The organism is Natronococcus jeotgali DSM 18795, from assembly GCF_000337695.1.
In the GTDB taxonomy this organism is placed as follows: domain Archaea; phylum Halobacteriota; class Halobacteria; order Halobacteriales; family Natrialbaceae; genus Natronococcus; species Natronococcus jeotgali.
The window spans coordinates 1-24222 of record NZ_AOIA01000142.1 but is presented as its reverse complement, the minus strand read 5'-3'; the positions used below and the strand labels follow the sequence as shown (position 1 = coordinate 24222).

General features: G+C 67.1%; 26 protein-coding genes and 1 pseudogene. 14 read left to right on the top strand and 13 right to left on the bottom strand.

Annotation, left to right across the window (positions count from 1 at the left end; genetic code table 11):
* The first annotated feature begins 123 nt into the window (after positions 1–123).
* Both C492_RS24285 and C492_RS16255 read left to right on the top strand, forming a co-directional pair.
* Complete coding sequence (locus C492_RS24285) at positions 124–264, top strand: hypothetical protein (RefSeq protein WP_160167004.1); 141 nt, start codon at positions 124–126, stop codon at positions 262–264.
* 116 nt (positions 265–380) lie between these two features.
* Entirely contained in the window at positions 381–1115 is a 735-nt protein-coding gene (locus C492_RS16255; protein WP_008425630.1) for an HTH domain-containing protein, read from the top strand.
* Positions 1116–1158: 43 nt separating this feature from the next.
* Here C492_RS16255 and C492_RS16250 read toward each other — a convergent pair whose 3' ends face one another.
* On the bottom strand, positions 1159–1950 hold the full coding sequence (locus C492_RS16250) for an RNA methyltransferase (RefSeq protein ID WP_008425629.1): 792 nt from the start codon (positions 1948–1950) through the stop codon (positions 1159–1161).
* Between the two features lie 1193 nt (positions 1951–3143).
* Here C492_RS16250 and C492_RS16240 point away from each other — a divergent pair.
* The 5 genes and pseudogenes from C492_RS16240 to C492_RS16220 all read left to right on the top strand — a co-directional run bounded on the left by C492_RS16240 (position 3144) and on the right by C492_RS16220 (position 7555).
* On the top strand, positions 3144–4373 hold the full coding sequence (locus C492_RS16240) for a Cdc6/Cdc18 family protein (protein ID WP_008425624.1): 1230 nt from the start codon (positions 3144–3146) through the stop codon (positions 4371–4373).
* Between the two features lie 104 nt (positions 4374–4477).
* Positions 4478–5341, top strand: a pseudogene (folP, locus tag C492_RS16235) (dihydropteroate synthase); the annotation flags it as partial.
* Positions 5342–5723: 382 nt separating this feature from the next.
* On the top strand, positions 5724–6416 hold the full coding sequence (locus C492_RS16230) for a 6-hydroxymethylpterin diphosphokinase MptE-like protein (RefSeq protein WP_008425620.1): 693 nt from the start codon (positions 5724–5726) through the stop codon (positions 6414–6416).
* Between the two features lie 256 nt (positions 6417–6672).
* Positions 6673–7002: a hypothetical protein gene (locus C492_RS16225; protein ID WP_049893141.1), complete on the top strand. Its 330-nt coding sequence runs from the start codon at positions 6673–6675 to the stop codon at positions 7000–7002.
* A 247-nt stretch (positions 7003–7249) separates the two neighbouring features.
* Complete coding sequence (locus C492_RS16220) at positions 7250–7555, top strand: HalOD1 output domain-containing protein (RefSeq protein ID WP_008425617.1); 306 nt, start codon at positions 7250–7252, stop codon at positions 7553–7555.
* A 7-nt stretch (positions 7556–7562) separates the two neighbouring features.
* Here the strand turns inward: C492_RS16220 and C492_RS16215 are convergent, their stop codons facing one another.
* The 6 genes from C492_RS16215 to trmB form a co-directional block, all read right to left on the bottom strand.
* Entirely contained in the window at positions 7563–8630 is a 1068-nt protein-coding gene (locus C492_RS16215; protein ID WP_008425616.1) for a Gfo/Idh/MocA family protein, read from the bottom strand.
* 210 nt (positions 8631–8840) lie between these two features.
* The gene (locus C492_RS16210) at positions 8841–10028 is read right to left on the bottom strand and encodes an ABC transporter ATP-binding protein (RefSeq protein WP_008425614.1); all 1188 of its coding nucleotides are present in this window, start codon (positions 10026–10028) and stop codon (positions 8841–8843) included.
* 3 nt (positions 10029–10031) lie between these two features.
* Complete coding sequence (locus C492_RS16205; RefSeq protein WP_008425612.1) at positions 10032–11063, bottom strand: carbohydrate ABC transporter permease; 1032 nt, start codon at positions 11061–11063, stop codon at positions 10032–10034.
* Complete coding sequence (locus C492_RS16200) at positions 11060–12109, bottom strand: carbohydrate ABC transporter permease (protein WP_008425609.1); 1050 nt, start codon at positions 12107–12109, stop codon at positions 11060–11062. Before C492_RS16200 ends, C492_RS16205 begins: the two co-directional genes overlap by 4 nt.
* Positions 12099–13568 (bottom strand): extracellular solute-binding protein, encoded by a 1470-nt coding sequence (locus C492_RS16195; protein ID WP_008425607.1) that lies wholly within the window; start codon positions 13566–13568, stop codon positions 12099–12101. The genes C492_RS16200 and C492_RS16195 overlap by 11 nt, the downstream gene beginning before the upstream one ends.
* Before the next feature lie 240 nt (positions 13569–13808).
* On the bottom strand, positions 13809–14873 hold the full coding sequence (gene trmB / locus C492_RS16190; protein WP_008425605.1) for an HTH-type sugar sensing transcriptional regulator TrmB: 1065 nt from the start codon (positions 14871–14873) through the stop codon (positions 13809–13811).
* Positions 14874–15001: 128 nt separating this feature from the next.
* Here trmB and C492_RS16185 point away from each other — a divergent pair, with 128 nt between their 5' ends.
* Positions 15002–15991 (top strand): mechanosensitive ion channel family protein, encoded by a 990-nt coding sequence (locus C492_RS16185; protein WP_008425603.1) that lies wholly within the window; start codon positions 15002–15004, stop codon positions 15989–15991.
* A gap of 3 nt (positions 15992–15994) precedes the next feature.
* Here C492_RS16185 and C492_RS16180 read toward each other — a convergent pair whose 3' ends face one another.
* Positions 15995–16408, bottom strand: coding sequence for a universal stress protein (locus C492_RS16180; RefSeq protein ID WP_008425601.1), 414 nt, complete (start codon positions 16406–16408; stop codon positions 15995–15997).
* Between the two features lie 137 nt (positions 16409–16545).
* On the opposite strand from C492_RS16180, the gene C492_RS16175 reads away from it, so the two are divergent.
* On the top strand, positions 16546–16785 hold the full coding sequence (locus C492_RS16175; RefSeq protein WP_008425599.1) for a DUF5816 domain-containing protein: 240 nt from the start codon (positions 16546–16548) through the stop codon (positions 16783–16785).
* 214 nt (positions 16786–16999) lie between these two features.
* Positions 17000–17305 carry a DUF7116 family protein gene (locus C492_RS16170; RefSeq protein ID WP_008425598.1) on the top strand — a complete coding sequence of 102 codons (306 nt, stop codon included), beginning with the start codon at positions 17000–17002 and terminating at the stop codon, positions 17303–17305.
* 16 nt (positions 17306–17321) lie between these two features.
* Here C492_RS16170 and C492_RS16165 read toward each other — a convergent pair whose 3' ends face one another.
* On the bottom strand, positions 17322–18530 hold the full coding sequence (locus C492_RS16165) for a pyridoxal-phosphate-dependent aminotransferase family protein (protein WP_049893142.1): 1209 nt from the start codon (positions 18528–18530) through the stop codon (positions 17322–17324).
* A 160-nt stretch (positions 18531–18690) separates the two neighbouring features.
* Between C492_RS16165 and C492_RS16160 the strand changes: the two genes are divergently transcribed.
* The 4 genes from C492_RS16160 to C492_RS16145 all read left to right on the top strand — a co-directional run bounded on the left by C492_RS16160 (position 18691) and on the right by C492_RS16145 (position 21282).
* Positions 18691–19674, top strand: coding sequence for a metal-dependent hydrolase (locus C492_RS16160; protein ID WP_008425593.1), 984 nt, complete (start codon positions 18691–18693; stop codon positions 19672–19674).
* Between the two features lie 67 nt (positions 19675–19741).
* A complete protein-coding gene (locus C492_RS16155) occupies positions 19742–20347 on the top strand; it encodes a hypothetical protein (protein ID WP_008425591.1) in 606 nt (201 codons plus the stop codon).
* Complete coding sequence (locus tag C492_RS16150; protein ID WP_049893140.1) at positions 20340–20999, top strand: hypothetical protein; 660 nt, start codon at positions 20340–20342, stop codon at positions 20997–20999. Before C492_RS16155 ends, C492_RS16150 begins: the two co-directional genes overlap by 8 nt.
* A gap of 82 nt (positions 21000–21081) precedes the next feature.
* The gene (locus C492_RS16145; RefSeq protein ID WP_008425588.1) at positions 21082–21282 is read left to right on the top strand and encodes a dodecin; all 201 of its coding nucleotides are present in this window, start codon (positions 21082–21084) and stop codon (positions 21280–21282) included.
* Between the two features lie 29 nt (positions 21283–21311).
* Here the strand turns inward: C492_RS16145 and C492_RS16140 are convergent, their stop codons facing one another.
* The 4 genes from C492_RS16140 to C492_RS16125 all read right to left on the bottom strand — a co-directional run bounded on the left by C492_RS16140 (position 21312) and on the right by C492_RS16125 (position 23679).
* Positions 21312–21686, bottom strand: a complete 375-nt coding sequence (locus C492_RS16140) for a HesB/IscA family protein (RefSeq protein ID WP_008425586.1) — start codon at positions 21684–21686, stop codon at positions 21312–21314.
* Between the two features lie 106 nt (positions 21687–21792).
* The gene (locus tag C492_RS16135; protein ID WP_008425585.1) at positions 21793–22008 is read right to left on the bottom strand and encodes a hypothetical protein; all 216 of its coding nucleotides are present in this window, start codon (positions 22006–22008) and stop codon (positions 21793–21795) included.
* Between the two features lie 118 nt (positions 22009–22126).
* Positions 22127–23419: a histidinol dehydrogenase gene (gene hisD, locus C492_RS16130; RefSeq protein WP_008425584.1), complete on the bottom strand. Its 1293-nt coding sequence runs from the start codon at positions 23417–23419 to the stop codon at positions 22127–22129.
* Between the two features lie 38 nt (positions 23420–23457).
* Positions 23458–23679: a hypothetical protein gene (locus C492_RS16125; protein WP_008425583.1), complete on the bottom strand. Its 222-nt coding sequence runs from the start codon at positions 23677–23679 to the stop codon at positions 23458–23460.
* Between the last annotated feature and the right edge of the window lie 543 nt (positions 23680–24222).

The window sequence follows — 24222 nt, the reverse complement described above, 5'->3', positions numbered from 1 at the left end:
CAGAGATGTGTATAAGAGACAGGGCTCCTGCTGGGTCAGGTCGTCGACTCGCTGACGATACTGGGACTGCTGACGATCCTCGCCGGGTTCGCCGCTATCCAGCGGCGCCACCTCGCTCGCGTCGTGGGGGCGCTGCTCGAGCGGGATACCGGTCGGCGGGCGAGCGTCGGTTCTCGCCCCTCGGAAGAGACGACGGAGGCCAGAATCGACGGCGGAACGGCCCGTGAATCCGAGGCGGTCGGGACGGAAACGAGCGCCGACTAGGAACCCCCGGCGCGGCCGACGAGCGCGCTATTTGGTAACGCTCTTCTCGATAAACACTCTCACAAAGGTTTATACGAGATAGCGTCGGCTAGCTCACACGACGGAGGGGGTTCAGTATGAACGCACGATCGCAGACGCTGACGGTGGTTTGTCACGTGCGGGCGCCGTTGCTCCTCGAACCGGTCGATAGCCAGGTCGAGAGCCTACGCGCCTGCGAGGACGAGGGAACGATCGACGAGCTCCTGGTGCGAAGCTGGCCGAAGGCGGTCAGCCGTTCCGAAGAGAGCCCGTACCAGGAGGTCCTCGAGACCTACGAGCGACTCCAGCGGTGGGCCGACCGACGCGGCGTGTCGATCAGCCCGCCGTTTCGAACGCGAACGACGACGTCACAGATCACTGACGAAACGGAGACGGTCCTCGTGACGCCGCTGCTGTGTCTCGAGTACTACCTCGGCGACGAGCTGGTCGGCGTCTACCCGCACTCGAGCGGCGAGGAGACGATCACGACCGAGGACGTGATCGCCCGCATTCGCTGTGCGGACGATCCCGCTTCGGCGGCCGAGGAACTCGCGGCGCTGACGCCCGAACCGGACGGTCCGTCCCCGCCGGGAGCGAAACCGACGGTCGCGACCGAGGACGACGCCACCGGGGGTGTCGAAACCGAGGCGCGGACACGGTCCGCAACGTGTCCCGACTGCGAGGGCCAGCTGATCGACGGTCAGGGTCTGGTCGCCTGCAGAGAGTGTGGCTGGACCGGAACGATCGCCGAAAACGGCGGGTACGGGTCGACGTCTCCGGAAGCGAGCACCGACGCCGATCCCGGTCCCGTTCGATCGGTTCCGCCTCGGTAGCCGCGGTAACGCGTCGTCGCTACGAAGCGACCGCCCGTCCGGCTCAGTCTTCGGCCGGGCGTTCGGTCGCCCGGCGGAGAACGCCGAGCAGCGTGTTCGCCTCGCGCTCGGTCAGGTCGGCGCGGCCGAACACCCGCCGGAGCATCCGCATCGTCTTGTCGCGTTTCTCGTCGGGGTGGTTGAGCTCCTCAAGCAGGGCGCCCCACTGACCGTAGAGCCGATCGAGCGCCGGCTCCGGCGCCCGGGTGCGCTCGAGGTTCGGCAGCTGGGTTTCCGATACGGTGAGCGTTCGCAGTTCGTACAGCGTCACCGTCGCGGCCTGGCCGAGGTTCAACACTGGGTACTCCTCGCTGGCGGGAATCGAACAGATCTCGTCGATCCGCGCCAGCTCCTCGTTGGTGAGCCCGACCCGTTCGCGACCGAAGACCAGCGCCGTCGGCGCCTCGACGGTCGGCAGCCGTTCGGCGAGGTCGGCAGGCGTCGAATAGGGGTAGCGCACGTGGCTGCGGTCGTCCTCGTTCGTGACCGCCGTGCAGCCGATCGTGTGGTAGTTCTCCGCGAGCTCGCCGAAGGAGAGCTCGGTCGCGTTCGGGAGGACGTCCTCCCGGGCGTGACCCGCGTAACCGTAGGCCTCGCCGTCGGGATCCAGCTCCGGGGGATCGACGAGCAGCAGCTCCTCGAACCCGAAGTTCTTCATCGCGCGGGCGATAGTGCCGACGTTGCCGGGCGTCTCGGCGTCGACGACGGCGACCGCGGGCGGCGTTCGGTCGCCCGCCGAACTCGAGTTGCGCCCGTTCGGATCGTCGCGCCGCGTTCGATCCGACGCGTCACTCATGATGCGACGCGGCGTTCGAACGCGCAGTCGTGGGCGCTTCTCGAGGACGGGAGTGCGATCGAGAGCCGCGAGAGCGATTCGGAGAGTCCATACCGCCGGTAGCCGGCGCGATCGCAAAAGTCGACTGGTACGGGCCGGACTGGAAAGCCGACTCCGGTCGAGGGAACCTCCTCGGAGTGTCGTCGCAGGCCGGCCGCCCTCGTGATCGGGACTGCAGTGCCGACAGCCCCTGGAACGAGGAAGGCCGACCGACGAACGGTTGCGATAGGGAGGATAGGTGAGGGAGGGAGAAGGATACTAAGAGTGGTGCTAGCTACAATAGGTGGATAAGGTAGGATAGTTTACATAGATGAGGTAGTTGATGTAGATAGGATGATTCGAATAGGTGGTTGAGGTGATTAATGTAGCTAGACAACTGTACTGCTTACTGCTAGAGATAACTAGATACTAGTAGTACTATAGATAGCTCCCCTGACAGTCAGGAGTAACTCCGTCGCGGAACCCGTCGTTTTCTCGGCGGAAGCCGCTGTCCGCTCGTCTCTCGGTATCGTTCTTCGCTCGCTCGAGCCGTTTTTCCTCGTGAACCGTTCCCCGTTTCGCTCGGTGTCGTTTCGTTCGTGGTTCGATCGGCCGTCCGCGTCGAATCGAGTACTCGAGCGGTCCGGGGGTTCGAGGACACACACCCCCCTCGCGTTTGTAACGCCGTACACGGGTGGGGGGTCTGTTTGGCAACACACCTCCGTCGCGGTTGTAAAATCGGGCCTTCAGGACAGATAATGGGTGAATTTCGGCTCTCAGCTCGACCCCACCCGCCCGTTCGCCGTTACATCCGCGAGGGGGGTGTGTGTCCTCAGCGAATCGGTTGATACGATCCAAACCGCCTCTTCTGACCGCTCTCGATCCCCTAATCGGGCGATTCGGAGTTCGACCGTCGACCGTCGGTCGACGATCCGCGATCGATTCGGCGTTGTTCCTGCCGCACGCGCCCTCGGAGACCGTTACATCCGCGAGGGGGGTCCCCGTCGAACGTTGCCACTCCCAGAGCACCCTCACAAGCGCGAAGGCGGCTGATATCTTGGATCTCGAGAGATCGACGGCGAGAGTGGCGCTAGGGTGCTCTCGCCGGGATCTTACATCCGCGACTGATCTCCACACATTTATTTCGGTTCGGCGGGAAGGAACGGGGTACTGCAATGTCCGCGAACGACGACCGTGATCCGCTCTTCCGATACGACGATCCGATCTTCGCCGACGAGCGACTGCTCGAGATCACGCACCTGCCCGGTCCGGACCGGATCGTCGGTCGCGACGAGCAGATGCAGCGGGTGGCCGACGCGTTGAACCCGGCGATATTCGGGAGCGAACCCAACCACCTCTTCATCTTCGGGAAGACCGGTACCGGGAAGAGCCTCATCTCCCGGTCGGTCGCCAAGCGAGTCATCTCGGAGGCCGAGCGCGACGACGTCACGGTCAACTACGCCTTCATCGACTGCGGCGAACAGAACACCGAGGCCTCGATCGTCAAGACGATCGCCCAGCTGGTCAACGACCCCGAGCAAAGCGGGATCACCGTCCCCGACCGCGGGCTGGGAACGGGCGACTACTACAAGCGGCTCTGGCAGGCCGTCGACCGCTGTACGGACGTCACGATCGTCATCCTCGACGAGATCGATATGCTCGAGGACGACGAGGTGCTCCGAAAGCTCTCGCGGGCGGGCGAGAACCGCCGCATCTCGGACTCGAGTATCGGCATCATCGGCATCTCGAACAAGATCGACTTCCCCGACCACCTCTCCGAGCGGGTCAAGTCGAGTCTCTCGCGGGACGAGCTCGTCTTCTCACCGTACGACGCCAACCAGCTCGTCGAAATCTTAGAGAAGCGCCGCGACGCCTTCCACGACGAGGTGCTCTCGGGCGACGTCATCCCGCTGACGGCGGCGCTGGCCGCCCAGGAGCACGGCGACGCGCGCAAGGCGATCGACATCCTCCGAAACGCGGGCCGGATCGCGAAAAAACAAAACGCCGACCGCGTCACCGCCGACCACGTCCGGGACGCCAAGGAGAAGACCGAGGCCGACCGGTTCAACGAGCTGATCGAGGGCTCGCCCCAGCAGGCGAAGGCGATCCTCTACTCGCTGACGATCCTCACCGAGAACAGCACGGAAAAGGAGTTCCCGACGAAGATCATCTACAACCAGTACAAGGAGGTCGCCCGTCGGCTCGACTTCGACGTCCTCTCGGAGCGTCGAGTACAGGAGATCCTCCAGGAACAGAACTTCCTGAACGTCATCCAGTCCGAACGCGAGGGACGGGGACGGGGACGCGGCGCCCACGCGAAACACCGCCTGCTCGAGAACCCCTCGATCGTCAGGAAGGTCCTGCTGCGGGATTCCCGGCTCGCACCGCTCGAGGCCGACTCGTAGACGGGCGAACCGCACGCCCTCCCGACGACGGGCCGGAGCCGCCTCGATCGTCGTCGTTCGCCGGGATCGCGGTACCTTTCTATCTCGCTTCCTCAGGAGCGGGTATGCACAGCGTCGACGCGGCCGGACTCGGGATCGGCGACGGCTACCCGACCCGGATCATGGGCGTCCTGAACGTCAGCGAGGAGTCGCCGTACGATCCGAGCGTCTACGACGACCCCGACGAAGCCGCCGCCTACGTGGACGAGGAGCTGATCGGCGAGGGCGCCGACATCGTCGACGTCGGCCTCGAGTCGGCGAACAAGCGCTACGAGGTGCTCTCGGCCGAGGAGGAACTCGAGCGACTCCACGTCGCCTGCGAGACGATCGATCGGGTCGAGGGAGAGGCGATCTTCTCGATCGAGACCCGGTACCACGAGGTCGCCGACGCGGCCCTCGAGCGGGGGTTCGACATGGTCAACGACATCTGCGGGTTCGCGGATCCGCGGCTGCCCGCGGTCTGTGAGGCCCACGGCGCCGCCGTCGCGAAGATGGCGAGTCCGCCGGACCTCGAGCGCCCCGGCGCGGTCGAGGAAACCGACTGGGCCGCCCGGAAGTCGCCGGAGTGGGCAGAGCGGTCCGACTACGTCGACCAGGTGTACGAGGCGCTGAAGCAAAACGGCCTCACCGACCGGACGATCGTCGATCCCGCCTTCGGGGGGTGGAGCGAGGCACAGACCCTCGAGGACGACCGGGAGACGTTCCGCCGGCTTCCGGAGTTCCGGGACCTCGAGCGCCCGATCCTGGTCTCGATCAACCGGAAGAACTTCCTCGGGGAACTCGTCGGCCGGGAGACCGAGGATCGGCTTCCCGCGAGCCTGGCGGGGACCGCGATGGCGATCGAACGCGGCGCGGACGTCGTCCGGACCCACGACGTCGCCGAGACGCGGGACGCGTCCGTGATCGCCGACGCGTTCGACGAGCGAAGCGAGTGACCGAACCGGCGGACTCGAGAGCCCGGATCCGGGGCGCCATCGATCGGAACTCGGTCGTCTCGATTCGTTCCGGCGCGAAGATCGTTCCGTCTCGTCGCCTCCGGTTCTCTCACTCGAACTGGTAAGTCAAGAGAAAGCTTATGTCGGAGGCTCCGAAAGGACGTGATGGACGCCGGGCGGTCTCCCGGGTAGGGGTACTTTGGAGGCGACGCCCGGCCCACAACACGGCATTATTGTGGCGTTACGTCGACCAGTTGCGACGCCGAGAGGCCGGGGTCGCGCGAACGACTTCTCGCCGAACCGACCGGTCACCCGGTCGCCGAACGCACAGTCGCGAACGCACCAGACACATACCCCGCCGGTGCGGAAGAAACGTATGGAGTTCGACGAGTGGGAACCGGTCTACGACGCGATCCGTCGGGACTTCGGCTACGATCGACGCGGCGACGAGCGCGGCCGGGACGTCCTCGCGGAACTGACGGGACCGTTCGACCTCGAGCGCCTCGACGCCGCCGCCGGCGCGACGGTCGCCGTCGTCGGCGCCGGCCCGACGCTGGCGGACGAACTCGAGGTCGCCCGCGAGGCCGACGTCGTCTTCGCGGCCTCGACAGCCGCCGACGCGCTTCTCGAGGCGGGCGTCGGCGTCGACTGCATGGTCACCGACCTCGACAAGAACCCCGACACCGTCCGTCGACTGACCCGGCGAGGAACCCCGGTTGCGGTCCACGCTCACGGGGACAATATTCCGCGCCTCCGGAGCGTCGTCCCCGACTGCCGCGGTGAGTGGCTCCTGCCGACGACCCAGGTCGCGCCCCGCGGACCCGTTCGGAACGTCGGCGGCTTCACCGACGGCGACCGGGCGGCCTTCCTCGCAGACCACCTCGGGGCCGCCCGGCTCTCGTTCGCAGGCTGGACGTTCGACGATCCGTCGGTCGGGCCGACGAAAGCGCGCAAGCTCGAGTGGGCCGAACGGCTGCTGTACTGGCTCGAACGGCGCCGCGACGAGCGGTTCGCGGTCCTCGACGGTCGGCGGGCGGCGCTCGAGACGTCGTCGCTGCCGATCGAGTGAGGTCGTCGGTCCGGGGCTGCATCTCGGACTCTCCCGGCGGTCGATACCGCGCTCCGGCGGATCGGACTCGCGTATCAGAAATCCTTATTACGATTCGAGTCGAACGTCCGTTCAGATCGAGGTCGTCCGACACGTTTCGCTCGGCCGACCGGAATCGGGGGCCGTCGTCGAATTCGATTCGTCTCTCTCCACCCAATTTTGAGCTGCTGTTTAGTCGACAAGAAAGCTTATACCGAGATACACAACTTATGGAATTATGTCATCCGACACTTCGGTGCAGAACGACGCTTCCGGTGGTCGACGGGATCGGCTCCCGAATCTGGTGACGATCGTCGGTCGCGGCGTCCCGTCGAGCTTCGAGATCGCGGTCGACGGCGACCTCGAGATGGTCGCGGACGATCCCGTCGCGGAGGGAACGGTCGTCTCCGGCGGCGCCGCGGAGGGGACGATCGAGGTCGGCGTCCAGCGGTTTCGGTTCTCCGGCCAGATGGCGAACGTTCACGTCGTCGACTGGAACGGCGTCGAGATGCCCAATTCGGCCCACACCCCGGAGGTACACGTCGACTACGGCGCGTCGACGCGCTGACCGTCTCGGCGGCCGATGCCCGCTCTCTCACCGCTGCATCGAGGGGTTCTTCGGTTCGACTTTCGGAATCGGCTTCCTTTCGGCGTCCGTCCGTTCTTCGCCGCCGCGTACGATTCTCCGACCTCCCGAGGCGGTGGTCGAGGCGTTCGAACGAGCCTCCGTCGGGGTGTAACCGACCCGTACCGCAGTGTTGTCAGAAACCGACACGGAGCAGCATTCTTATCGACGGGTGGCTGGTACCGCCCGTATGGCCGCTCCGAGCGAGACGCCGACGCCGGACCCGGACGGGGATCGTCCGTCGAGGGCGATCATCGCGGCGATCGCCCGCCACGAGGGCGTCGACGTGACGGCCGTCGAACCGCCGGCGTACGAACCGCTGTACAGCGTCGTGGATCCCGCAGCGCTCGACGAGATCTTCCGGGGGGACACGCCGACCACGACGCTCGTCACCCTCGAGTACGCCGGCTACGAGATCGCCGTCTCCGACGACGGACGGGTCGAGGCGACCGATCCGTCGACCGGCGAGACGGTCACGCGTCGGTTTCGCGGGTGACCGCCCGCTACTCGTCGATCGCGACCGTTCCGCCGGTCTCGCTCGAGCGGTAGATGCCGTCGATCACCCGCTGGACCGTAAGCGCCTGCCGGACGCTCTCGTCGCCGACGTCGCCGGCCGCGATCGAATCGAAGAACGTTCGCTGTTCCTCGGTGTGGGTGTCGTTCTGTCGGGTCTCGATCGACGTGTCCTCGAGGTGGTCCGGGCCGGCCGCGCTCGCGGAGTGGATCGAGAGGTCGCCGTCGAGGAGGTCGAACACCGCCGCCGACCCGGTCCCGCGGACGACGAACTCGTTGTTCACCGGGCGGTTGGTCGCCCAGGCGACCTCGAGGGAGATCGTGCGATCGTCCGCGGTCCGGATGAACGCGCTCGCGGAGTCGTCGACGTCGAATCCGGCGGGTCCGGCGTCGTCGCCCCACATCTCGAGGTAGGCGTACTCCTCCTGGGAACCGAACTCGCCGCGGGCGACCCCAGTTACCTCCGCGACGGTCGGGTACCCCAGCAGGTAGAGCGCGAGGTCGATGGCGTGAACGCCGAGGTCGATGAGCGCCCCGCCGCCGGCGATCTGGCGGCGGGTGAACCACGACCCCCGACCCGGGATCCCCCGCCGACGGACGTAGTTCGCCTCGACGTGGGAGACGTCGCCGAGCTCGCCCCGCTCGATCCGGTTTTTGACGATCCGAACCGTGTTCGCGAACCGGTTGTTGAACCCGACCGTCCCGAGGCTGTCGCTGTCGGCCGCGGCGGCGGCGATCCGCTCGGCGCTCTCGAGGGAGTGGGCCAGCGGTTTCTCGAGGAGCACGTGCAGGTCGCGCTCGAAGGCGTCGACCGCGTACTCCTCGTGGTACTTGTTCGGCGTCGTGATGATGACCGCGTCGACATCGTCGTACAGCTCGCGGTAGTCGTCGTAGACGTCCACGTCGTAGCGCCCGGCGAACCGGGCCCGCGCGTCGGTCGCGACGTCCATACCGCCGACAAGGGGCACGTCGAGTTCGAGGAGCCGCTCGGCGTGGTAGCGGCCGATGTTTCCGAGCCCGACGATGCCGGTTCTGATGTCGCCTCGTGCTGTCGTCATGTCGTCCGTTGGGGGGTGTGGTGGTTCGCCATGGCGGTTCGAATCGGGGTTCGATCGGAGCTTCGTCGTCGGTTTCCTTTGTTCCGTCGCTCGTTCACCGACGCGTTTTCGCACGCGGGGTTCGCTTTCCGTGCCTACTGATAGCTCGCCTCAATGTAGGTGAAGGTATCGGCCAGCGATCGTCGGCCGATCGTCTCGAGGGCGCGGCAATCAGTCCTCGGCTTCGGTCGGGGCCGTCCCCGGATCCGATCCCGAGCGTCCGGCGATCCCGTGGACGAGCGCGTCGCCGCTTTCGGCGTCGAACAGGTGGGTCTTCGACCCGTCGAGCGTGACCTCGACGGCGTCCCCTTCCCGGAGGTCGGTGTCCGGCGAGACGCTCATCAACAGCTGATCCTGCGACGCCATCGGGTCCTCTTCCATCGAGCCCTCGGACTCCTCGTCGAGCAGGAGGTAGACGAAAATCTCGTCGCCCATCGGCTCGAGGACGTCCGTCGTCGCCTCGATCGTTCCGATCCGGCGGGCGGAACCGTCGGCGTCGGCGACGAGGTGAACGTCCTCGGGTCGAACGCCAAGCGTCACCTCGTCGCCGACACCGACCTCGGGAACGCCCGCGGGATCGAACTCGAGGTCGAAGTTCTCCGTCTCGAGGCCGCCGGCGACGACCGTCCCCCGGACGAAGTTCATCGACGGCGAGCCGATGAAGCCGGCGACGAACAGGTTCGCGGGCTCGTTGTAACAGGTAAGCGGCGGGTCGATCTGCTGGAGCCGGCCCGCGTCGATGACGGCGATCCGGTCGGACATCGTCATCGCCTCGGCCTGGTCGTGGGTGACGTAGATGATCGTCGTGTCCAGTTGCTTGTGCAGACGCTGGAGTTCGGTCCGCATGTGGACCCGCAGTTTCGCGTCTAAGTTCGCCAGCGGCTCGTCCATCAGGAAGACGTCGGGGTTGCGGACGATCGCGCGGGCGATCGCGACCCGCTGGCGCTGGCCGCCGGACATCTCGTCGGGCATCCGATCGAGCATCCCCTCGAGCTGGACGATCTCGGCGGCCTCCTCGACGCGGCGTTCGATCTCCTCGTCGTCGAACGTCCGCAAGCGGAGGCCGAACGAGACGTTCTCGAAGACGTCCATGTGGGGAAACAGCGCGATGTTCTGAAAGACCATCGCGATGCCCCGATCCTTCGGCGCGAGGTTCGTAACGTCGGTCTCGCCGATGTAGACCGTCCCCTCCGAGGGGCGGGTCAGCCCCGCGATCGTCTCCATCGTCGTCGACTTCCCGCAGCCGGAGGGGCCGACGAGACAGACGAACTCCCCGTCCTCGATCTCTACGTTCATGTCGTCGACCGCGACGACGTCGTCGTACCGTTTCGTGACGTGTTCGAGTCGTACTCGTGCCATGGGTTACTCCTTGAGCGCTCCCGCGGTGAGCCCGCTGACGATCTTTTCCTGTGCCACCACGACCAGAATCGCGACGGGGATCACCCCGAGGATGCTCGCGGCGGCCATGAGGTGGTACATCACCTCGTACTGGCCCTGGTAGGCGAGGATCCCCTCGAGGATCGGCGCCCAGTTCTGGGGCTGCCCGTCGGTCATCAGAAACGAGAAGAAGAACTCGTTGTAGACCGCGATGAACGTCAACACGCCGGCGGTCGCGACGCCGGGCGCCGACAGCGGGATGATGACCCGAAAGAGCGCGCCCAGACGGGTCGTCCCCTCGACGCGGGCGGCGTCCTCGAGCCCGTCGGGGATCTGGGCGTAGAAGGTCGTCAGGATGAAAATCGACAGCGGCATGAAGATCGCCGACAGCGGCGTCACCAACGCGCCCGGCGTGTTGTAGAGGGTGCCGTCGCCGGTGATCGGCTCGAGGGCCGCGAACTGCGTGTTGAAGAGGTCGTTCAGCGGGATGAAAAACGCCGCCGGCGGGAAAAAGGAGATGACCAACACGAGCAACATCAGCGGGGTCCGCCCGGGGAACTCGAGGCGGCCGAAGGCGTAGCCCGCCAGGCTGCCGACGACGAGGACGACGATCGTCGATCCCAGCGCGATCACGAAGCTGTTGAACATGTACCAGTGAAACGGGATGACCTCGAAGACCTCGACGAACGCTCCGGGGTTGAACCCGTTTGGCGTAAAGAGGATGTTCTGGAGCTGTCCCTCCGGCGTCAGCGCGACCATGAGCAGCCAGTAGAACGGGAACAGCGTCGTCACGAGGAAGAAGATCGCGGCGACGTAGAACATCGCCCGGTAGACCCGCTCGGGACGGGAGATGGAGTCGGCGACCCACCGCTGAAACGGACCGCGGTCGAGGTCGGCCTCCCGGCCGTCCGCGATGGCGTCGCCGCCGTCCGACCGCAGCCCGTCGGCTCCGACCCGTCGGCTCGCGCGGCGGTTCGGGGCCGGTTCGCGTCGACCGCCGTCGCGGTCGTCGGTCATCGGACCTCACCTCCCTCGGCGTCGCGAAAGAGGACGACGTACAGCGAGATTATCACGCCGATCACCAGCGCGGTCGCGAACGCGACGGCCGCCGCGGTCGCGTAGATCCGCGTGCCGCCGAACATCGCCTCGACGACCAGGCAGGTCAGCGACGGCACGGTCGTACAGCCGGCGGTCGACTCGATCAGCCCGAAGACTCGCATCGCGTCCATCGTGCGAAACAGCATCGCGACCAACAGCGCCGGCATCACGAGCGGGAGCGTGATCAGCTTGAACCGCTGCCAGGGCGTCGCCCCGGCGACGCGCGCGACGTCGTACAGGCTGCGGTCGACGCTCTGGAGTCCCGCCAGGATCAACAGCGCCATGAACGCCGAGGACTTCCAGATGTCGGCCACGAGGATGATGATGAACGCGTCGCGGCTGTTGGCTAGCGGGGCGGCGCCGAACACGCCGAGCCACTGCATGAGATCGGTCCCGAACCCGACCTCCGGCTGGAAGATCAGGAAGAAGATCATCCCCTGGATGACGATCGGCACCGCCCACGGGAGGATGATCGCCACGCGGACCCACCGACGGCCACGGAAGTCCTGATCTAACACGTACGCCTGTCCGAACCCGATCACCGTCTCGACGGTGACGCTGACGACCGCGAACGCCACGGTGACGAACAGCGCCTGCTGGAAGAACGGGACCCCGAGCTCGACGAACGGGAACGACGACGTCAGCGAGACGTCGAGGAACTGCCTGGCCAGGCGCGCGTTCCCGGTGGCGATGTCGACGTAGTTCTCGAGCCCGACGAACCCGCCCAGCGGGTCCATACCCCGCGTCTCGTCGGCCCGAAGCGACGTGACGAACGTCCGGAGCAGCGGGTAGAACGCGACCAGCGCCAGCAGTGCGAACGCCGGCAGGAGCAACAGGTAGGCGTAGGCCGCCTCGCTCAGGTTCTCCATTCGATTGACGAGCGCGTTGCCGGTCCGCTCGCGCTCGCGGGTCGGTTCGGTCTCGCCGATCGTCGTCCCGCCGTCGGGGTTCGGATCAGTCGTCACTCTCGGACACCTCCGCCTCGCTCCGCTCGAGTCGGTCGGCGAGATCGCTCATCGCCGTTTCGGGCGGTTTCGCTCCTCGGTAGGCCGCGTTGAGCTCCTGGTAGATCAGCGCCGACTGCTCGGGCCAGAGGTCGGTCACCGGTCGCGGAACGGCGTTCTCGCCGGCCGCCCGGAGCTGTTCCGTGTACCGCGCCGACGGGCCGATCTCGTCGGGGTCGGCCTCCTCGATCAGGTCGACGTTCGGCGGCAGGAACCCCCCCAGCTCGAAGATCGTCAGCTGGACGTCCTCGCTGGTGAACGCCTCGAGGACCTGCAGGGCCTCCGCTCGGCGCTCGGTGTGGGGGCTGACGGTGAGGTTCCACCCGCCGAGAGCCGCGCTCGTGCCGCCGACCCCCTCGAACTCGGACTCCCCCTCCGGGACGCCGTAGGGGTGGGTCATCACGCCGAGATCCTCGCCGAAGGCGTCCTCGGCGCCGGTTTCGGCGATCGCGAACGGCCAGTTGCGGTTGGCGACGGCGTTCCCGTCCACGAAGGGGTTGAGCGACTCCTGTTCGGTCCACTGGACGATCGCGGCGGGGCTGATTCCGGGGTAGCCCTCGAGTCCGTCGGGGTCGTCACCGTCGACGAACGCGCGCATCATTCGTACCGCGTCGATCGTGCGCTCGTCGTCGACGGTGATCGGGCGGTCGCCGGCCGTAAACAGGTTCTCGGTGCCGCCGAAATACGCGCCGCCCCACGAACTCATCACCTCGTTGAACGAACAGCAGGCCAGCCCCTCGTAGGCGGCCCCCTGCGTGGTGAACCCGTAGTCGACGTCGCCGCCGTCCATCGCGTCGCCGACGGCGTTCGCGAACTCCTCCCAGGCGGGTGGATCGGTCCCCCAGCCGCCGGTGTCGTAGCCCGCGTCCTCGATCAGGTCCCGTCGGTACAGCACCAGTCCGAAGTCCGGAAACAGCGGGACGCCGTGGACGTCGTCGGTCTCCGGGTGGCGGGCCGTCTCGACGATCGCGTCGAGGTACTCTTCCTCGACGCGGCCGAGGGCCTCGTCTCCGAGGTGGTCGCTCAGGTTGACCGTCTGTTCGCGAAGGATAAACGGGATCGTCCACCCGCTGTCCATCATGTGGATATCAGGGGGCGCGCGACCCGCCTGGAGCGCCGACTGTGCGCTTTGCATCCGCTGTGCGGAGTCGCTGACGACGGTCTGGATCTCGACGCGGACGTCCTCGTCGAGGCCGGCGTCCCACAGGGCTCGTTGAATCGAGGGTTCGTCGCCGTCCCCGTGCATGAGGCTCTCGATGTCGGTCGCCGCCGTCATCACGACGGTCCCCCCTTGCCCACCGCGGCCGAGACAGCCGGCGACGGCGACCGAGCCGACCGACGCCGACGCCGCTCCCAGGAACGCTCGCCGGGCGACGCCCGAGCGGGACGATCGATACCGCCGAATGCTATCACCCCCCATTCAGTTCACCGAAACGGGAATCGGGGACTTAATTATTTCCTGGTAAATCTATAAAATAAGGTGATCGTCGTCGATCGCGGAGCGTCGACCCCGGTCGCTTCGACGGGGCGACCCTCGAGTTCGGGTACGGCGACGCTCCGCCGCGAGGCCGAACCGCGCCCCGGGTGCCCTCGAGCGCGGAAGCGAAAGCCAACAGTCCGGTAACTGTCCGTTACCCGCCCCGCCGGGTCCGCGTCGGCGCTAGTCGTCGAACTCCGGGGGCTCCCGGCGTCCGATGTGGATCTCGTGGGCCTCGACGTCTTCGAGCGCGGCGACCCGTCCGCCGACCGTCACTTCGGTTCCGTCCTCGTTCTCGAGGGTGATCGCGGCGACCTCCTCGCTGACCTCGAAGGAGACGTCGATGATCTGGCCGCGGACGATCCGCTGGCCGCCGACTTCGACGTCCCGCCCGACGATCGTCGCGTAGAACTCTCCGCCCTCCTCGATGATGTCTTTCACGCAGCGCCGGATCGAGGCGTACTTGCGCGGGTAGTCGCGGGGATCGGTATCCTCGCCTAAGGTCTCCTCGGCGGTCGTCCAGAGCACGGTGCCGAAAAAGCCCGAGACCAGAAAGCCCAGCGCCGACCGGTTGAATATCACGCCGTAGCGGTCCTTGTCATCCCGTAGCGCGCCCTGGGTCGCGTAGATGGAGTAGTTGCCGTCGGCGACGGCTAGCACCGGCGTCGTGATCCCGCGACGGGCCCGCGTCGTCGTCGCGATCGCGGTGTAGTCGAAGTCGTCGGGAGCGGGCGCCTCGGCGGCCGGCGTCACGATCAGGTCGATGCTGACCCCGCGCTCGAGGGCGGCCGCGAGTTCGTCCTCGAATCGCACGAGTAGATCCGGCGTCAGCGACAGCGAGAGCTCGTACTCGGCGTCGGTGACGATCTCCTCGAGGTAGCGCAGGATCGTCGAGCGGGATTTCACCAGCGAGACGGCCTCCGTGTCGCGGGCCGGCGCGGTGTAGCGGGCCTCGAGTTCGTCGATCATCTGCTCGAGGGAGTGTTGGACCTCGTCGAAGGCGTCGGCCGGATCGATCGCGACCACCTTCATCGGGCGGGACTCGCGCAGTTCGACCAGCCCCCGATCGCTCAGGCTGCGGACGGTGTCGTAGACGCGGGGCTGGGGAATTTCGGTGCGATCCGCGATCTCGCTGGCGGTCAGCTGTCCCTGCTCGAGGACGGTCAGGTAGGCGTCGATCTCGTACTCGCCGAGGTTGAACCGATCCCCGACTCGCTCGACGGTCGAGCGAAGCTCGTCTGGTGCCATACTCGGTCGCAGGATTCGGACGGGTAAATGATTTATTACAACGCGAGTACTACCGGGTTCGGAAATCGAGTCCCCGATCGACGACGTCGGTCAGAACCCTTAACCAAGCCGACGGTGAGTGTGATGGCATGCTGGAGGTCGCGCCGATCCCGGAGGACGAGGTCCTCGAGCGGACCAACGAGGTATTCCCCGGATCGGTCCCCGGTATCGTCGGCCAGCTCCTCCTCGCGGCGGTCGTGCTGGTCGTCGGCTGGTACCTCTCGAAGCTCGTCGTCCGCCTGACGGGCCGGACCGTCGCACGCCGGATCAAGCGACCAAGCGTCACGCGAACGGTCCTACGGGGCGTCAGGTTCTCCGTTCTGCTGGTGACGGTCGTCGTCGCCGCCGGCATCCTCGGCGTCGGCGACACGCAGATCCTCCTCTCGGTGACCGTCATCTCCGCCATCGTCGCGGTCGTGCTCGCACCGCTGGTCGGGAGCTTCGTCAACGGCCTGTTCGTCCTCAACGACAGACCGTACGAGATCGGCGACATGATCGAGATCGCCGACGAGGGACACGTCGGTTTCGTCGAGGACATCACGATCAGGTACACGAAGGTCTTCACCCTTCAGAACACGTTCATCGTCATCCCGAACTCCGAGATCCAGCAGCGGGACGTGATCAACTACTCGGCGGAGGACGAGCGAACGCGGCTCTCGCTGGAGTTCGAGATCACCTACGAGAGCGACCTCGAGGCCGCGCGCAACCTCGCCGAGCGGGGGGCCCGATCGGTCGACGTCGTTATCACCGGCGGACCGGATATTCGGATCGGCAGTGCGCGCTACGCGGCCGCCCCCCTCTGTAACGTCCGCGAGTACGCGGACAACGGCATCCTGCTGGAGCTGTTCTTCTGGGTCCAACACCCGTACAAACAGGCGGTCGCCCGATCGGAGGTACGGGCGGCGATCCGCGCACGCTTCGCCGACGCCGACGTCGAGTTCGCCTACCCCCACCGCCACCACGTCTTCGACGGCGACAGCGGCACCGCGAGGGTGGCCCTCGACGACTCGCAGCCGAGCCGTCCGGATATCGGTCGCTCCGTCAATGCGGACGGAGACGGCGCCGACCCCGATCGGTAGCCGTCACTTCGCGGGAGCTCCCTCGACGGTGATGACCTCACAATCGAGGTGTTGGCGGAGGTAGCCGTCGATGTCGGGGTTGTTGGTGAACCGACGGAAGAGGCGTCGCAGCCGGCTCGCCTGTTTGGTCCCGATGACGACGGCGTCGGCGTCCTCGGCAGCGACCTCGTCCAGGATGCTCTCCTCGACGAGAAACCCCGATCGGACGACGTACCGAGCGTTCTCCAGCGGTCCGAACGTCGATTCGACGGCCTCCTTGAGGTCGATGCGGTTCACTTTCTTCCCGTTCTGATAGAGGTCGACGTGCAGGATCGTTAGCGCCGCCTCGCGCTCCCGGGCGACCTCGATCGCCCGCTCGAGGGTTCGTCTGGAGTGTTTCGTGAGCGGATACCGGACGGGGACCACAACCAGCGTCATCGGCGAATCAAACGGTACCCGCCCGGGTAAACCTTTCAGTCGGGACTGTTCCGATTGGGAACCTATCCCGCGGCAGGAACACACACCCAGGGGTCCGGAGAGACAGTCCTTTACTCGGAGCACCGCTACCGGGTGGTATGGAAACGAGGTCGACCGCCGACGGCGACACCGTTTACGTCTCGCAGACGGACGGCGACAGGGGATCCAAGGGACCGTTTCTCGTCGCCTACGAGTCGCCCGAAGCCCAGCGACGGTACGGCTGGTTCTGTACCAACTGCGAGAGCTTCGACAACGCGATGGACTCGATGGGACGGATCCAGTGCAACCGGTGTGGCAACTTCCGCAAGCCCACCGAGTGGGACGCCGCTCACGAGTGATCGCGCCCCCGCCCGCGCCGCGCTCGAGGGCGTAGCGGCGTCGTACCGTCACGGTACCGACAGCGTACCGCCACCTGCGCGGGTCACGGGCTCGCACTCGTCGTCCGATTCTCCGGATTCGTTCGCGGTTGTCCGTCGATACCCCGGATGCAAGTGCCAGACCAAGACTTATGTGGGTTGGTCGCATACTACGCGTTGAATGGGACCTGTTAACATGCGTCTCGTCGAACAGGCCAAGTCGATTTTCGCCGACCTCGGGTACACCGTCGAAGGCGCCGGCCCCGAGTTCCGCGCCGAACGAAAGTGGAAGGTCGTCCACGTCAGTCCGGTCGTCGAACCCGGCGAGCTCCCGTCGGCTCCCGGTCAGTTCCACTGTTTCGTCGCCCGCCCGGACGACGCCGACGCGCTCGAGCGCGAACTCGAGCGCACGAACCCCAGCTACGAGTGGGCGATCATCGTCGTCGACGGCGACGACTATCAGGTCGAACGCGTTCCGCCCGGACCGCGGGCCTCCGCCTGACTCCCCGCAGTCTCCGTCAATCCAGGTTTTCCCGCACCGCCGTCACGCCCGCACCGGGATCGACGTCGGCGCCCATCGACTCGAGCACGTCGCCCAGCGCCGTCACGGTGTAGACCACGTTCTGCGGGCGCGCCGAGTAGCCCATACAGCCGATCCGGAAGATCTCGCCGTCCAGATCGCCGAGTCCGCCTGCGACCTCGAGGTCGTAGCGCTCGAGTAACGCGTCACAGACCGCGCCGTCGTCGATCCCCTCGGGGACGCGGACGGCGTTCAGGCTCGGCAGCCAGTACTCCTCGGGGGCGTTCATCTCCAGGCCCATCCCCTCGACGCCGGCTTTGAGCGCGCCGGCCAGCCGCTCGTGGCGGGCCCAGCGCTGTTCGATGCCCTCTTCGGCGACCAGCCGCAGCGCCTCCCGCAGCGCGTAGACGTTCGTGACGGGCGCGGTGTGGTGGTACGCGCGCTCGTCGCCCCAGTAGCCCTCGAGCAGGGACAGGTCGAGGTACCACGACCGGGGCGCCTCCTCGCGGGCGAGGACCTTCTCCATCGCCTCGTCGGAGAGGGTCAGCGGGCTCGCGCCCGGCGGACAGGAGAGACACTTCTGGGGTCCCGAGTAGGCGACGTCGACGTCCCACTCGTCGACCCGCAGCTCCACCCCGCCCAGCGAGGTGACGGTGTCGGCGATCACCAAGGCGTCGTGGTCGTGGGCCGCCGCGGTGAGCTCCGCGACGTCGGGCTGGAGGACGCCCGTGCTGGTCTCGGCGTGCACGAACCCGAAGACGTCCGGGTCGTGCTCGGCCAGGACGTCGGCCACGTCGTCCGGATCCAGCGGTTCGCCCCACGGCGCCGATACCTCGACGACGTCGCCGCCGGCGCGGCGGGCCATCGAGGCCATCCGTCCGCCGAAGTAGCCGTTGGTCGGTACCAGCATCGTGTCGCCGGGCTCGACGACGTTACCGATCGCCGCCTCCATCGCGGCCGATCCGGTTCCCGAAACCGGGATCGTCCACCGGTTGTCGGTCCGGAAGGTGTACCGCAACAACTCCTGGACCTCGTCCATGATCTCGACGAACGAGGGATCGAGGTGGCCGACCAGCGGCGTGCTCATCGCCCGCAGCACCCGCGGGTTCACGTCGCTCGGTCCGGGGCCCATCAGCGTGCGGTCCGGGGGCGTCAGCTCGCCGATCGACGGCGCTCGATCCGCCTCGTTCGAGGGTTCCTGACTCATCGTCGTGTGCTCGAGCGCGATCGGAAAAAGAGCTACCGACATCGACGGGCGGCGGTCGGCGCGGCCCCCTCGGCACCGATCCCGCGGAGAGACGACCGTTACCACCCTCGTCGGGGGAGGCGTACCGCTTAATACTCTCGGCTTCCTACCGGATCTCCCCGTGTTCCTCGGTCATGCCCTGTTCGCGTTCGCCGTCGCCGCGCTGGTCGCGCAGCGACGCGGCTGGACCGCTCGCGGCGCCCTGACCGTCGGCGCCGTCGCCGGCGCGTTCGCCGCCCTTCCGGATGTCGACGTCGCCTACGCGCTCGTCGGACTCGCCGAGTGGCAGGTCGCGGACGGAGCCCTCGGCGCATCGACGGCGTTCTGGGACGCGAGCCGAGCCGTCCACCGGTCGGTGACCCACTCGGTCGTCGTCGGCGCGGTCGCGGCTCCGGCGTTCGGCCTGCTCGCGGTGCGGAGATCGGACCGCGCTCGAGCCGCCCGCGCGTCCGGCGGACTCCTGCTGACCGGACTGGTCGCGCTCGCGCTCGTCGCGGACGGGACGCTGGCCGCGTTCGTCACGGCGCTGTTCGCGGTCGGCGGAGCGCTCGTGGTCGGGACGGCCGTCCGACTGACCCCCCTCTCGCCAGCGACGATCTTCCTGGCCGCGCTCTGGGGGCTGTGGTCGCATCCGTGGGGCGACCTCGTCACGGGTTCGCCGCCCGACTGGGCGTTCCCCTTCGAATCCCCGCTGTTCGCGTCCCGGGTCGTCCTCCACTCCGATCCGACCGTCCACCTGCTCGCCGCCTTCGCGATCGAACTCGCCGCCGTCTGGCTCGCGGCCGTCGCGGTCTGCCGGCTCACCGATCGATCGCTCGCCGCGGCCGTCAACCGACGGGCGGCGGTCGGCGCGACCTACGGCGTCGCCGCCCTCGCGGTGACGCCGCCGACTCTCGAGCTCTCGTACCACTTCGTCTTCTCGATCCTCGGCGTTGGACTCCTTTGTGGCGCGGTTCGGACCGTCCCCTCGCCGACGCTCGGACTCCCCTCGCGGACGCCGTCGGCGACGGTCCTGCTCGAGACCGGCCTCACGGCGCTGGCGGCGGTAACGATCGCGCTCGCGACCTATGCGGCGGTCTACCTGCTGGCGGTCACGCCGACCTGAGACGGTCCCTGACGTACGCGACGGCCGTGACGCACCCTTTTTGTGGTACCGTTCGGTACGGACGGCCGTGTCCCAAACCTCACTCGAAACGCTGCTCGGGGACGGACGGACCAACGCCGCAATCTCGTGGCTGCTGGTCGTCGCCATCGCGGGTATCGGGCTCGGTGCGCTGGTCACCGGCGGGATCCTCTGGGCCACCTTCGCGGTCGTCCTCCTCGCTTTCGCGTTGCTTCCGCCGCTCTCCCGGCGATCGCCGCTCGTCATGCTCCCCTGGGAAGTCCTGTTGCTGGCGGCGCTGCCGGTGTTCGGCGCCGCCTTCGGCGCCGACCGACTGTCGGGCCACGTCACCTCGTACCTCTCGGTCGCGGCCATCGCGCTCGTTCTCGCCGTCGAGTTGCAGGCGTTTACGTCGGTGCGGATGACTCCCGGGTTCGCGGTCGTCTTCGTCGCCGTCGCCACGATGGCCGCCGCGGCCCTCTGGGCGCTCTTCCGGTGGACCGCCGACGGCGTGCTCGGGGTCCCGTTCACCGCCGATCACGACGACGTGATGTGGGAGTTCGTCTACTCCGCCGTCAGCGGCCTCGGCGCCGGCGCCGTCTTCGAGCTCTACTTCAGGCGACTCGGCGGTCTCGAGCGGAGCCGTCGCGCGCCCGGGGGGAGCGACGATGCGTAACCTCAGGGCCTTGCTCCCCTCCGAGCAGCGCCAGCGCCAGCTCACCTACCTCATGGAGATCGGGCTGATCGGGATGCTGTTTATCGGCATCGATCGGGGAAACGGCGGGATCGTCATCAACACTGTCGTGGCCCTGCTCGTCACCCAGCTTCCGGCGGTCCTCGAGCGCGACTACGGTATTCCGATGGACGCCCGACTGACGCTGTGGATCACCAGCGCGGTGTTTCTTCACGCCTTCGGCACCGTCGGCCTGCCGGGCAGCACCGCGACGTTTTACTCGCAGGTCTGGTGGTGGGACCACGTCACCCACGCGCTGTCGGCGTCGGTGGTCGCCGCCGTCGGCTACACCACCGTCCGGGCCGTCCACGAACACGCCGAGGGGATTCACATTCCTCGCCGATTCGCCGCCGTCTTCATCCTGCTTTTCGTCCTCGCCTTCGGCGTCCTCTGGGAGGTCCTCGAGTTCGCGATCGCACTCGCCGCTGCCGCGCTCGGCGTCGAGGCCGTCCTCACGCAGTACGGCCTCCAGGACACGATGCTCGATCTCGTGTTCAACTCGATCGGAGGACTGCTGGTCGCGCTCTGGGGCGGCGCCTACCTCGCGGGCGCCTCCAGCGCGCTTCGGGACCTCCTCGATCACCGGGACGGCTGAACGAGCCGCGCTTCGAACCGCACGCCGGCCTTCCATCGCTGCACGCAACTTTACGTCGCCCCGCGGTGTAGGGACTCGAGCGATGGTCTTCAAGAAAATCACGCTGATCGGAACGAGCACGGAGAGCTTCGACGCCGCCGCGGACGACGCGATCGACCGCGCGGAGAACACGCTCCAGAACGTCTACTGGGTCGAGGTCGACGAGCTCGGCGTCGAGATCGCGAACGCCGAGAATCGGGAGTACCAGGCCGAAGTAACCGTCGCGTTCGAACTCGAGGAGTAGCGGGTTCGCTCGCGACCGCGAGACCGCGGCTACGTCCGGAAGGACTCCCCGCAGCCGCACTCGCTGACGACGTTCGGGTTCTCGACGTGGAACCCCTCGGCCTGCAGTCCGCTCTCGTAGTCGAGGACGCTGCCCTCGATGTACTTCAGGCTCGCCGGATCGACGAACACCCGCAGCTCGTGGTGTTCGTAGATCGTATCGTCCTCGTCGGGTGCGTCGTCGAATCGCATCCCGTAGGACAGCCCCGCGCAGCCGCCCTGCTGGACGAACAGCCGCAGTCCGGCTTCGCTCGAGTCGAGCCCCTCGCTGTCGAGCAGCGAGAGCGCCTGTTCGGCCGCCGACTCGGTTACCTCGATCTCCGGACGCGTCTCCGCGGTTGCGCCGTCCGCGCTGTCGGTGCTCATACCCGTTCTTCCCGCGCGACGGTGTTAACCTTGACGCTGAACTCGCCGCCTCCGATACCCGAAACGCACGGCTCCCTGGTCCTCTCGCGATCGCCGATATCTCGCGTTACACGCGCGGGCGCTGTTGAACCGATCGATAGTACGTCCCGAACAGTCGTTCGTCGTTCGCCGACAGTTCGACGCCGTTCTCCGCGAGCAGCTCGATCATCCGCTCGAGCTCGCACTCGTACCACATCGAGAGCAGTCGAACGTTTTTCTGCGCGTAGTCGTAGTTTCGTTCGAGGACGCGTGCATCGGTCGGGTCGACCTGACGCGGCTCCATCTCGTCTGGTACTGTGTCCCGCAGCTACGTAAAACCAATTACAGATTAGTGACGTGTATCGTCGACCCCTACCGAGCGTAGGATCGGATTACAGCAACCCGTCCGACGGCCCGCGACGTCATCGGTCCGTTTCCCGCTCCAGTCGAAGCCGAACGCTCTCGGCGTGGGCCTCGAGCCCCTCCGCGTCGGCCAGGGTCGTCACCGTGTCGCCGAGCCCGGCCAGTCCCTCGGCGGAGAGTCGCTGCACCGTCGTCGACCGCAGGAAGGTCTCGACCGAGAGTCCGCCGGTTACGCGCGCGCCGCCGTTCGTCGGGAGCACGTGGTTCGTGCCGCTGGCGTAGTCGCCCGCCGCCACCGGCGTCGATGGGCCGAGGAAGACGCTGCCGGCGCTGTCGATGCGCTCGAGGATCGACTCGTCGTCCGCGGCGAGGATCGAGAGGTGTTCGGGCGCGTAGGACTCGGCGAAAAGGATCGCCTCGCTCATCGAACGCGCGAGCAACACGCCGCTGGCGTCGTTCGAGAGCGCACTGCGGATCACGTCCTCGCGCTCGCGCTCGCCCGCCCGCTCGTCGACGGCGTCGGCGACGGCGTCGGCGGTCGCCTCGTCGTCGGTGACGGCCACGACCGACGCGTTCGGATCGTGCTCGGCCTGGGCGAGGAGTTCGGCCGCGACCAGCTCCGGATCGGCGGTCTCGTCGGCGAGGACGACGACCTCGCTCGGTCCGGCGAGGAAGTCGATCTCGACGTCGCCCCGAACCTCGGCCTTGGCCGCCGTCACCCACTTGTTCCCGGGGCCGACGATCTTCTGGACGCCCGTGATCGTCTCGGTTCCGTACGCGAGCCCCGCGACGGCCTGAGCGCCCCCGACGCTGAAGACCTCGTCCGCGCCGGCGACGTGAATCGCCGCCAGCGTCGCCGGGTTCAGCTCCTCGGCGGGCGGCGTGACGACGACGACGTGGTCGACCCCCGCGACGACCGCGGGCACGACGCCCATGATCGCGCTCGAGGGGTACGCGGCCGACCCTCCGGGGACGTAGACGCCGACGCGCTCGAGCGGGCGAAAGCGCCGTCCGAGCTCCCGCCCGTCGGCGAACGACTCGCGCCAGTCCGCGGGGAGCTGGGCCTCGTGGAACTCGCGGACGTTCGCCGCGGCCGTCTCGATGGCCTCGAGCAGTTCGTCGTCGACCTCCTCGACCGCCCGCTCGCAGTCGTCGGTGATCTCGAGGTTGCCGATCTCGACGCCGTCGAACTCGCTCGTAAACTCGCGGACGGCGACGTCACCCTCCTCGCGAACCCGGTCGACGATCTCCCGCACGTCTCCTCGAACCGCCTCGATGCCGGCGTCGCGTTCGAAGAACGCGGCCCGGTTGTCCGGCCCGAGGTCGGCGAGCTCCCGCGTTTCGACTGTCATACTTCGCCCTTGGCGCGGCGGTCGAAAAACCGTTTTCATCACGACTCCGCGTCCTCGAGCCGCCAGAGTCCGACGGCGTCGAGGGTCGCCCTGACGAAGAGATAGACTAAAAGCAGGAATCCGACAACTGCGAACGGCGCCTGGAGCAGGTCCGCGACGCCGCGACCAAACACCAGCTGGCTGAAACCCCGAACGAAAAAGCTCGCCACGACGAGCCCGAGCGCGACCAGCGCGAGCCTGACGAACCCCGAACGATCCATGCACGACCGTACCACCCAGCTCCGCTAAATCGTGTCGGTCGGAAACGACTACCGCTCGTGGCGGTGACGTTTCTGGTCTCACGGCGACTGCTGGGCCGAACGCCCTCTCGCTCGGTTGCCTCCCTCTCGAGACGGATCGTTCGCTACCCGTGTGATTCGTCCGCTCGAGAACGATCAACGCGGATCACGCTCCGGACGAGACGACGGCCTTATGTATGGACCGGGTCCTCGTCACTAATGCGAACGACGTGACGTCCTCGTCGCGTCCCCTTCGGCCGATTTCGGCGCGAAGGCAGGTACTCCATCCGAATACTCAGCCGTTCTTCGCCGAACGGTGTGTGCTTTACCGGCCACGATCGATCCGACGGCCTTAAGTACATACGAGGATTCGGATGGAACGCATTCGAAACCCGACGACGCCGTTCGACGGCTCGTCGGATCGGACGGCTCATCTTCGAAGGGGTTAAGTACTCCTCGGGGATTACGAGTACGTCCGAAGGAAATGAGGATCCTACCCCTGCGGTCCGCCGTACAGATGGGATC

Excerpts from the sequence above, each read along its gene's own strand:
- C492_RS16185 (WP_008425603.1), top strand. The coding sequence starts at position 15,002 with ATGCTGGAGGTCGCGCCGATCCCGGAGGACGAGGTCCTCGAGCGGACC.
- C492_RS16135 (WP_008425585.1), bottom strand. The coding sequence starts at position 22,008 with ATGGAGCCGCGTCAGGTCGACCCGACCGATGCACGCGTCCTCGAACGA.
- C492_RS16205 (WP_008425612.1), bottom strand. The coding sequence starts at position 11,063 with ATGACCGACGACCGCGACGGCGGTCGACGCGAACCGGCCCCGAACCGC.
- C492_RS16210 (WP_008425614.1), bottom strand. The coding sequence starts at position 10,028 with ATGGCACGAGTACGACTCGAACACGTCACGAAACGGTACGACGACGTC.
- C492_RS16220 (WP_008425617.1), top strand. The coding sequence starts at position 7,250 with ATGGCCGCTCCGAGCGAGACGCCGACGCCGGACCCGGACGGGGATCGT.
- C492_RS16250 (WP_008425629.1), bottom strand. The coding sequence starts at position 1,950 with ATGAGTGACGCGTCGGATCGAACGCGGCGCGACGATCCGAACGGGCGC.
- C492_RS16180 (WP_008425601.1), bottom strand. The coding sequence starts at position 16,408 with ATGACGCTGGTTGTGGTCCCCGTCCGGTATCCGCTCACGAAACACTCC.
- C492_RS16175 (WP_008425599.1), top strand. The coding sequence starts at position 16,546 with ATGGAAACGAGGTCGACCGCCGACGGCGACACCGTTTACGTCTCGCAG.
- hisD (WP_008425584.1), bottom strand. The coding sequence starts at position 23,419 with ATGACAGTCGAAACGCGGGAGCTCGCCGACCTCGGGCCGGACAACCGG.
- C492_RS16140 (WP_008425586.1), bottom strand. The coding sequence starts at position 21,686 with ATGAGCACCGACAGCGCGGACGGCGCAACCGCGGAGACGCGTCCGGAG.
- C492_RS16125 (WP_008425583.1), bottom strand. The coding sequence starts at position 23,679 with ATGGATCGTTCGGGGTTCGTCAGGCTCGCGCTGGTCGCGCTCGGGCTC.
- C492_RS16255 (WP_008425630.1), top strand. The coding sequence starts at position 381 with ATGAACGCACGATCGCAGACGCTGACGGTGGTTTGTCACGTGCGGGCG.
- C492_RS16230 (WP_008425620.1), top strand. The coding sequence starts at position 5,724 with ATGGAGTTCGACGAGTGGGAACCGGTCTACGACGCGATCCGTCGGGAC.
- C492_RS16225 (WP_049893141.1), top strand. The coding sequence starts at position 6,673 with ATGTCATCCGACACTTCGGTGCAGAACGACGCTTCCGGTGGTCGACGG.
- C492_RS16215 (WP_008425616.1), bottom strand. The coding sequence starts at position 8,630 with ATGACGACAGCACGAGGCGACATCAGAACCGGCATCGTCGGGCTCGGA.
- C492_RS16150 (WP_049893140.1), top strand. The coding sequence starts at position 20,340 with ATGCGTAACCTCAGGGCCTTGCTCCCCTCCGAGCAGCGCCAGCGCCAG.
- C492_RS16170 (WP_008425598.1), top strand. The coding sequence starts at position 17,000 with ATGCGTCTCGTCGAACAGGCCAAGTCGATTTTCGCCGACCTCGGGTAC.
- C492_RS16145 (WP_008425588.1), top strand. The coding sequence starts at position 21,082 with ATGGTCTTCAAGAAAATCACGCTGATCGGAACGAGCACGGAGAGCTTC.
- C492_RS16165 (WP_049893142.1), bottom strand. The coding sequence starts at position 18,530 with ATGAGTCAGGAACCCTCGAACGAGGCGGATCGAGCGCCGTCGATCGGC.
- C492_RS16240 (WP_008425624.1), top strand. The coding sequence starts at position 3,144 with ATGTCCGCGAACGACGACCGTGATCCGCTCTTCCGATACGACGATCCG.
- C492_RS16195 (WP_008425607.1), bottom strand. The coding sequence starts at position 13,568 with ATGGGGGGTGATAGCATTCGGCGGTATCGATCGTCCCGCTCGGGCGTC.
- trmB (WP_008425605.1), bottom strand. The coding sequence starts at position 14,873 with ATGGCACCAGACGAGCTTCGCTCGACCGTCGAGCGAGTCGGGGATCGG.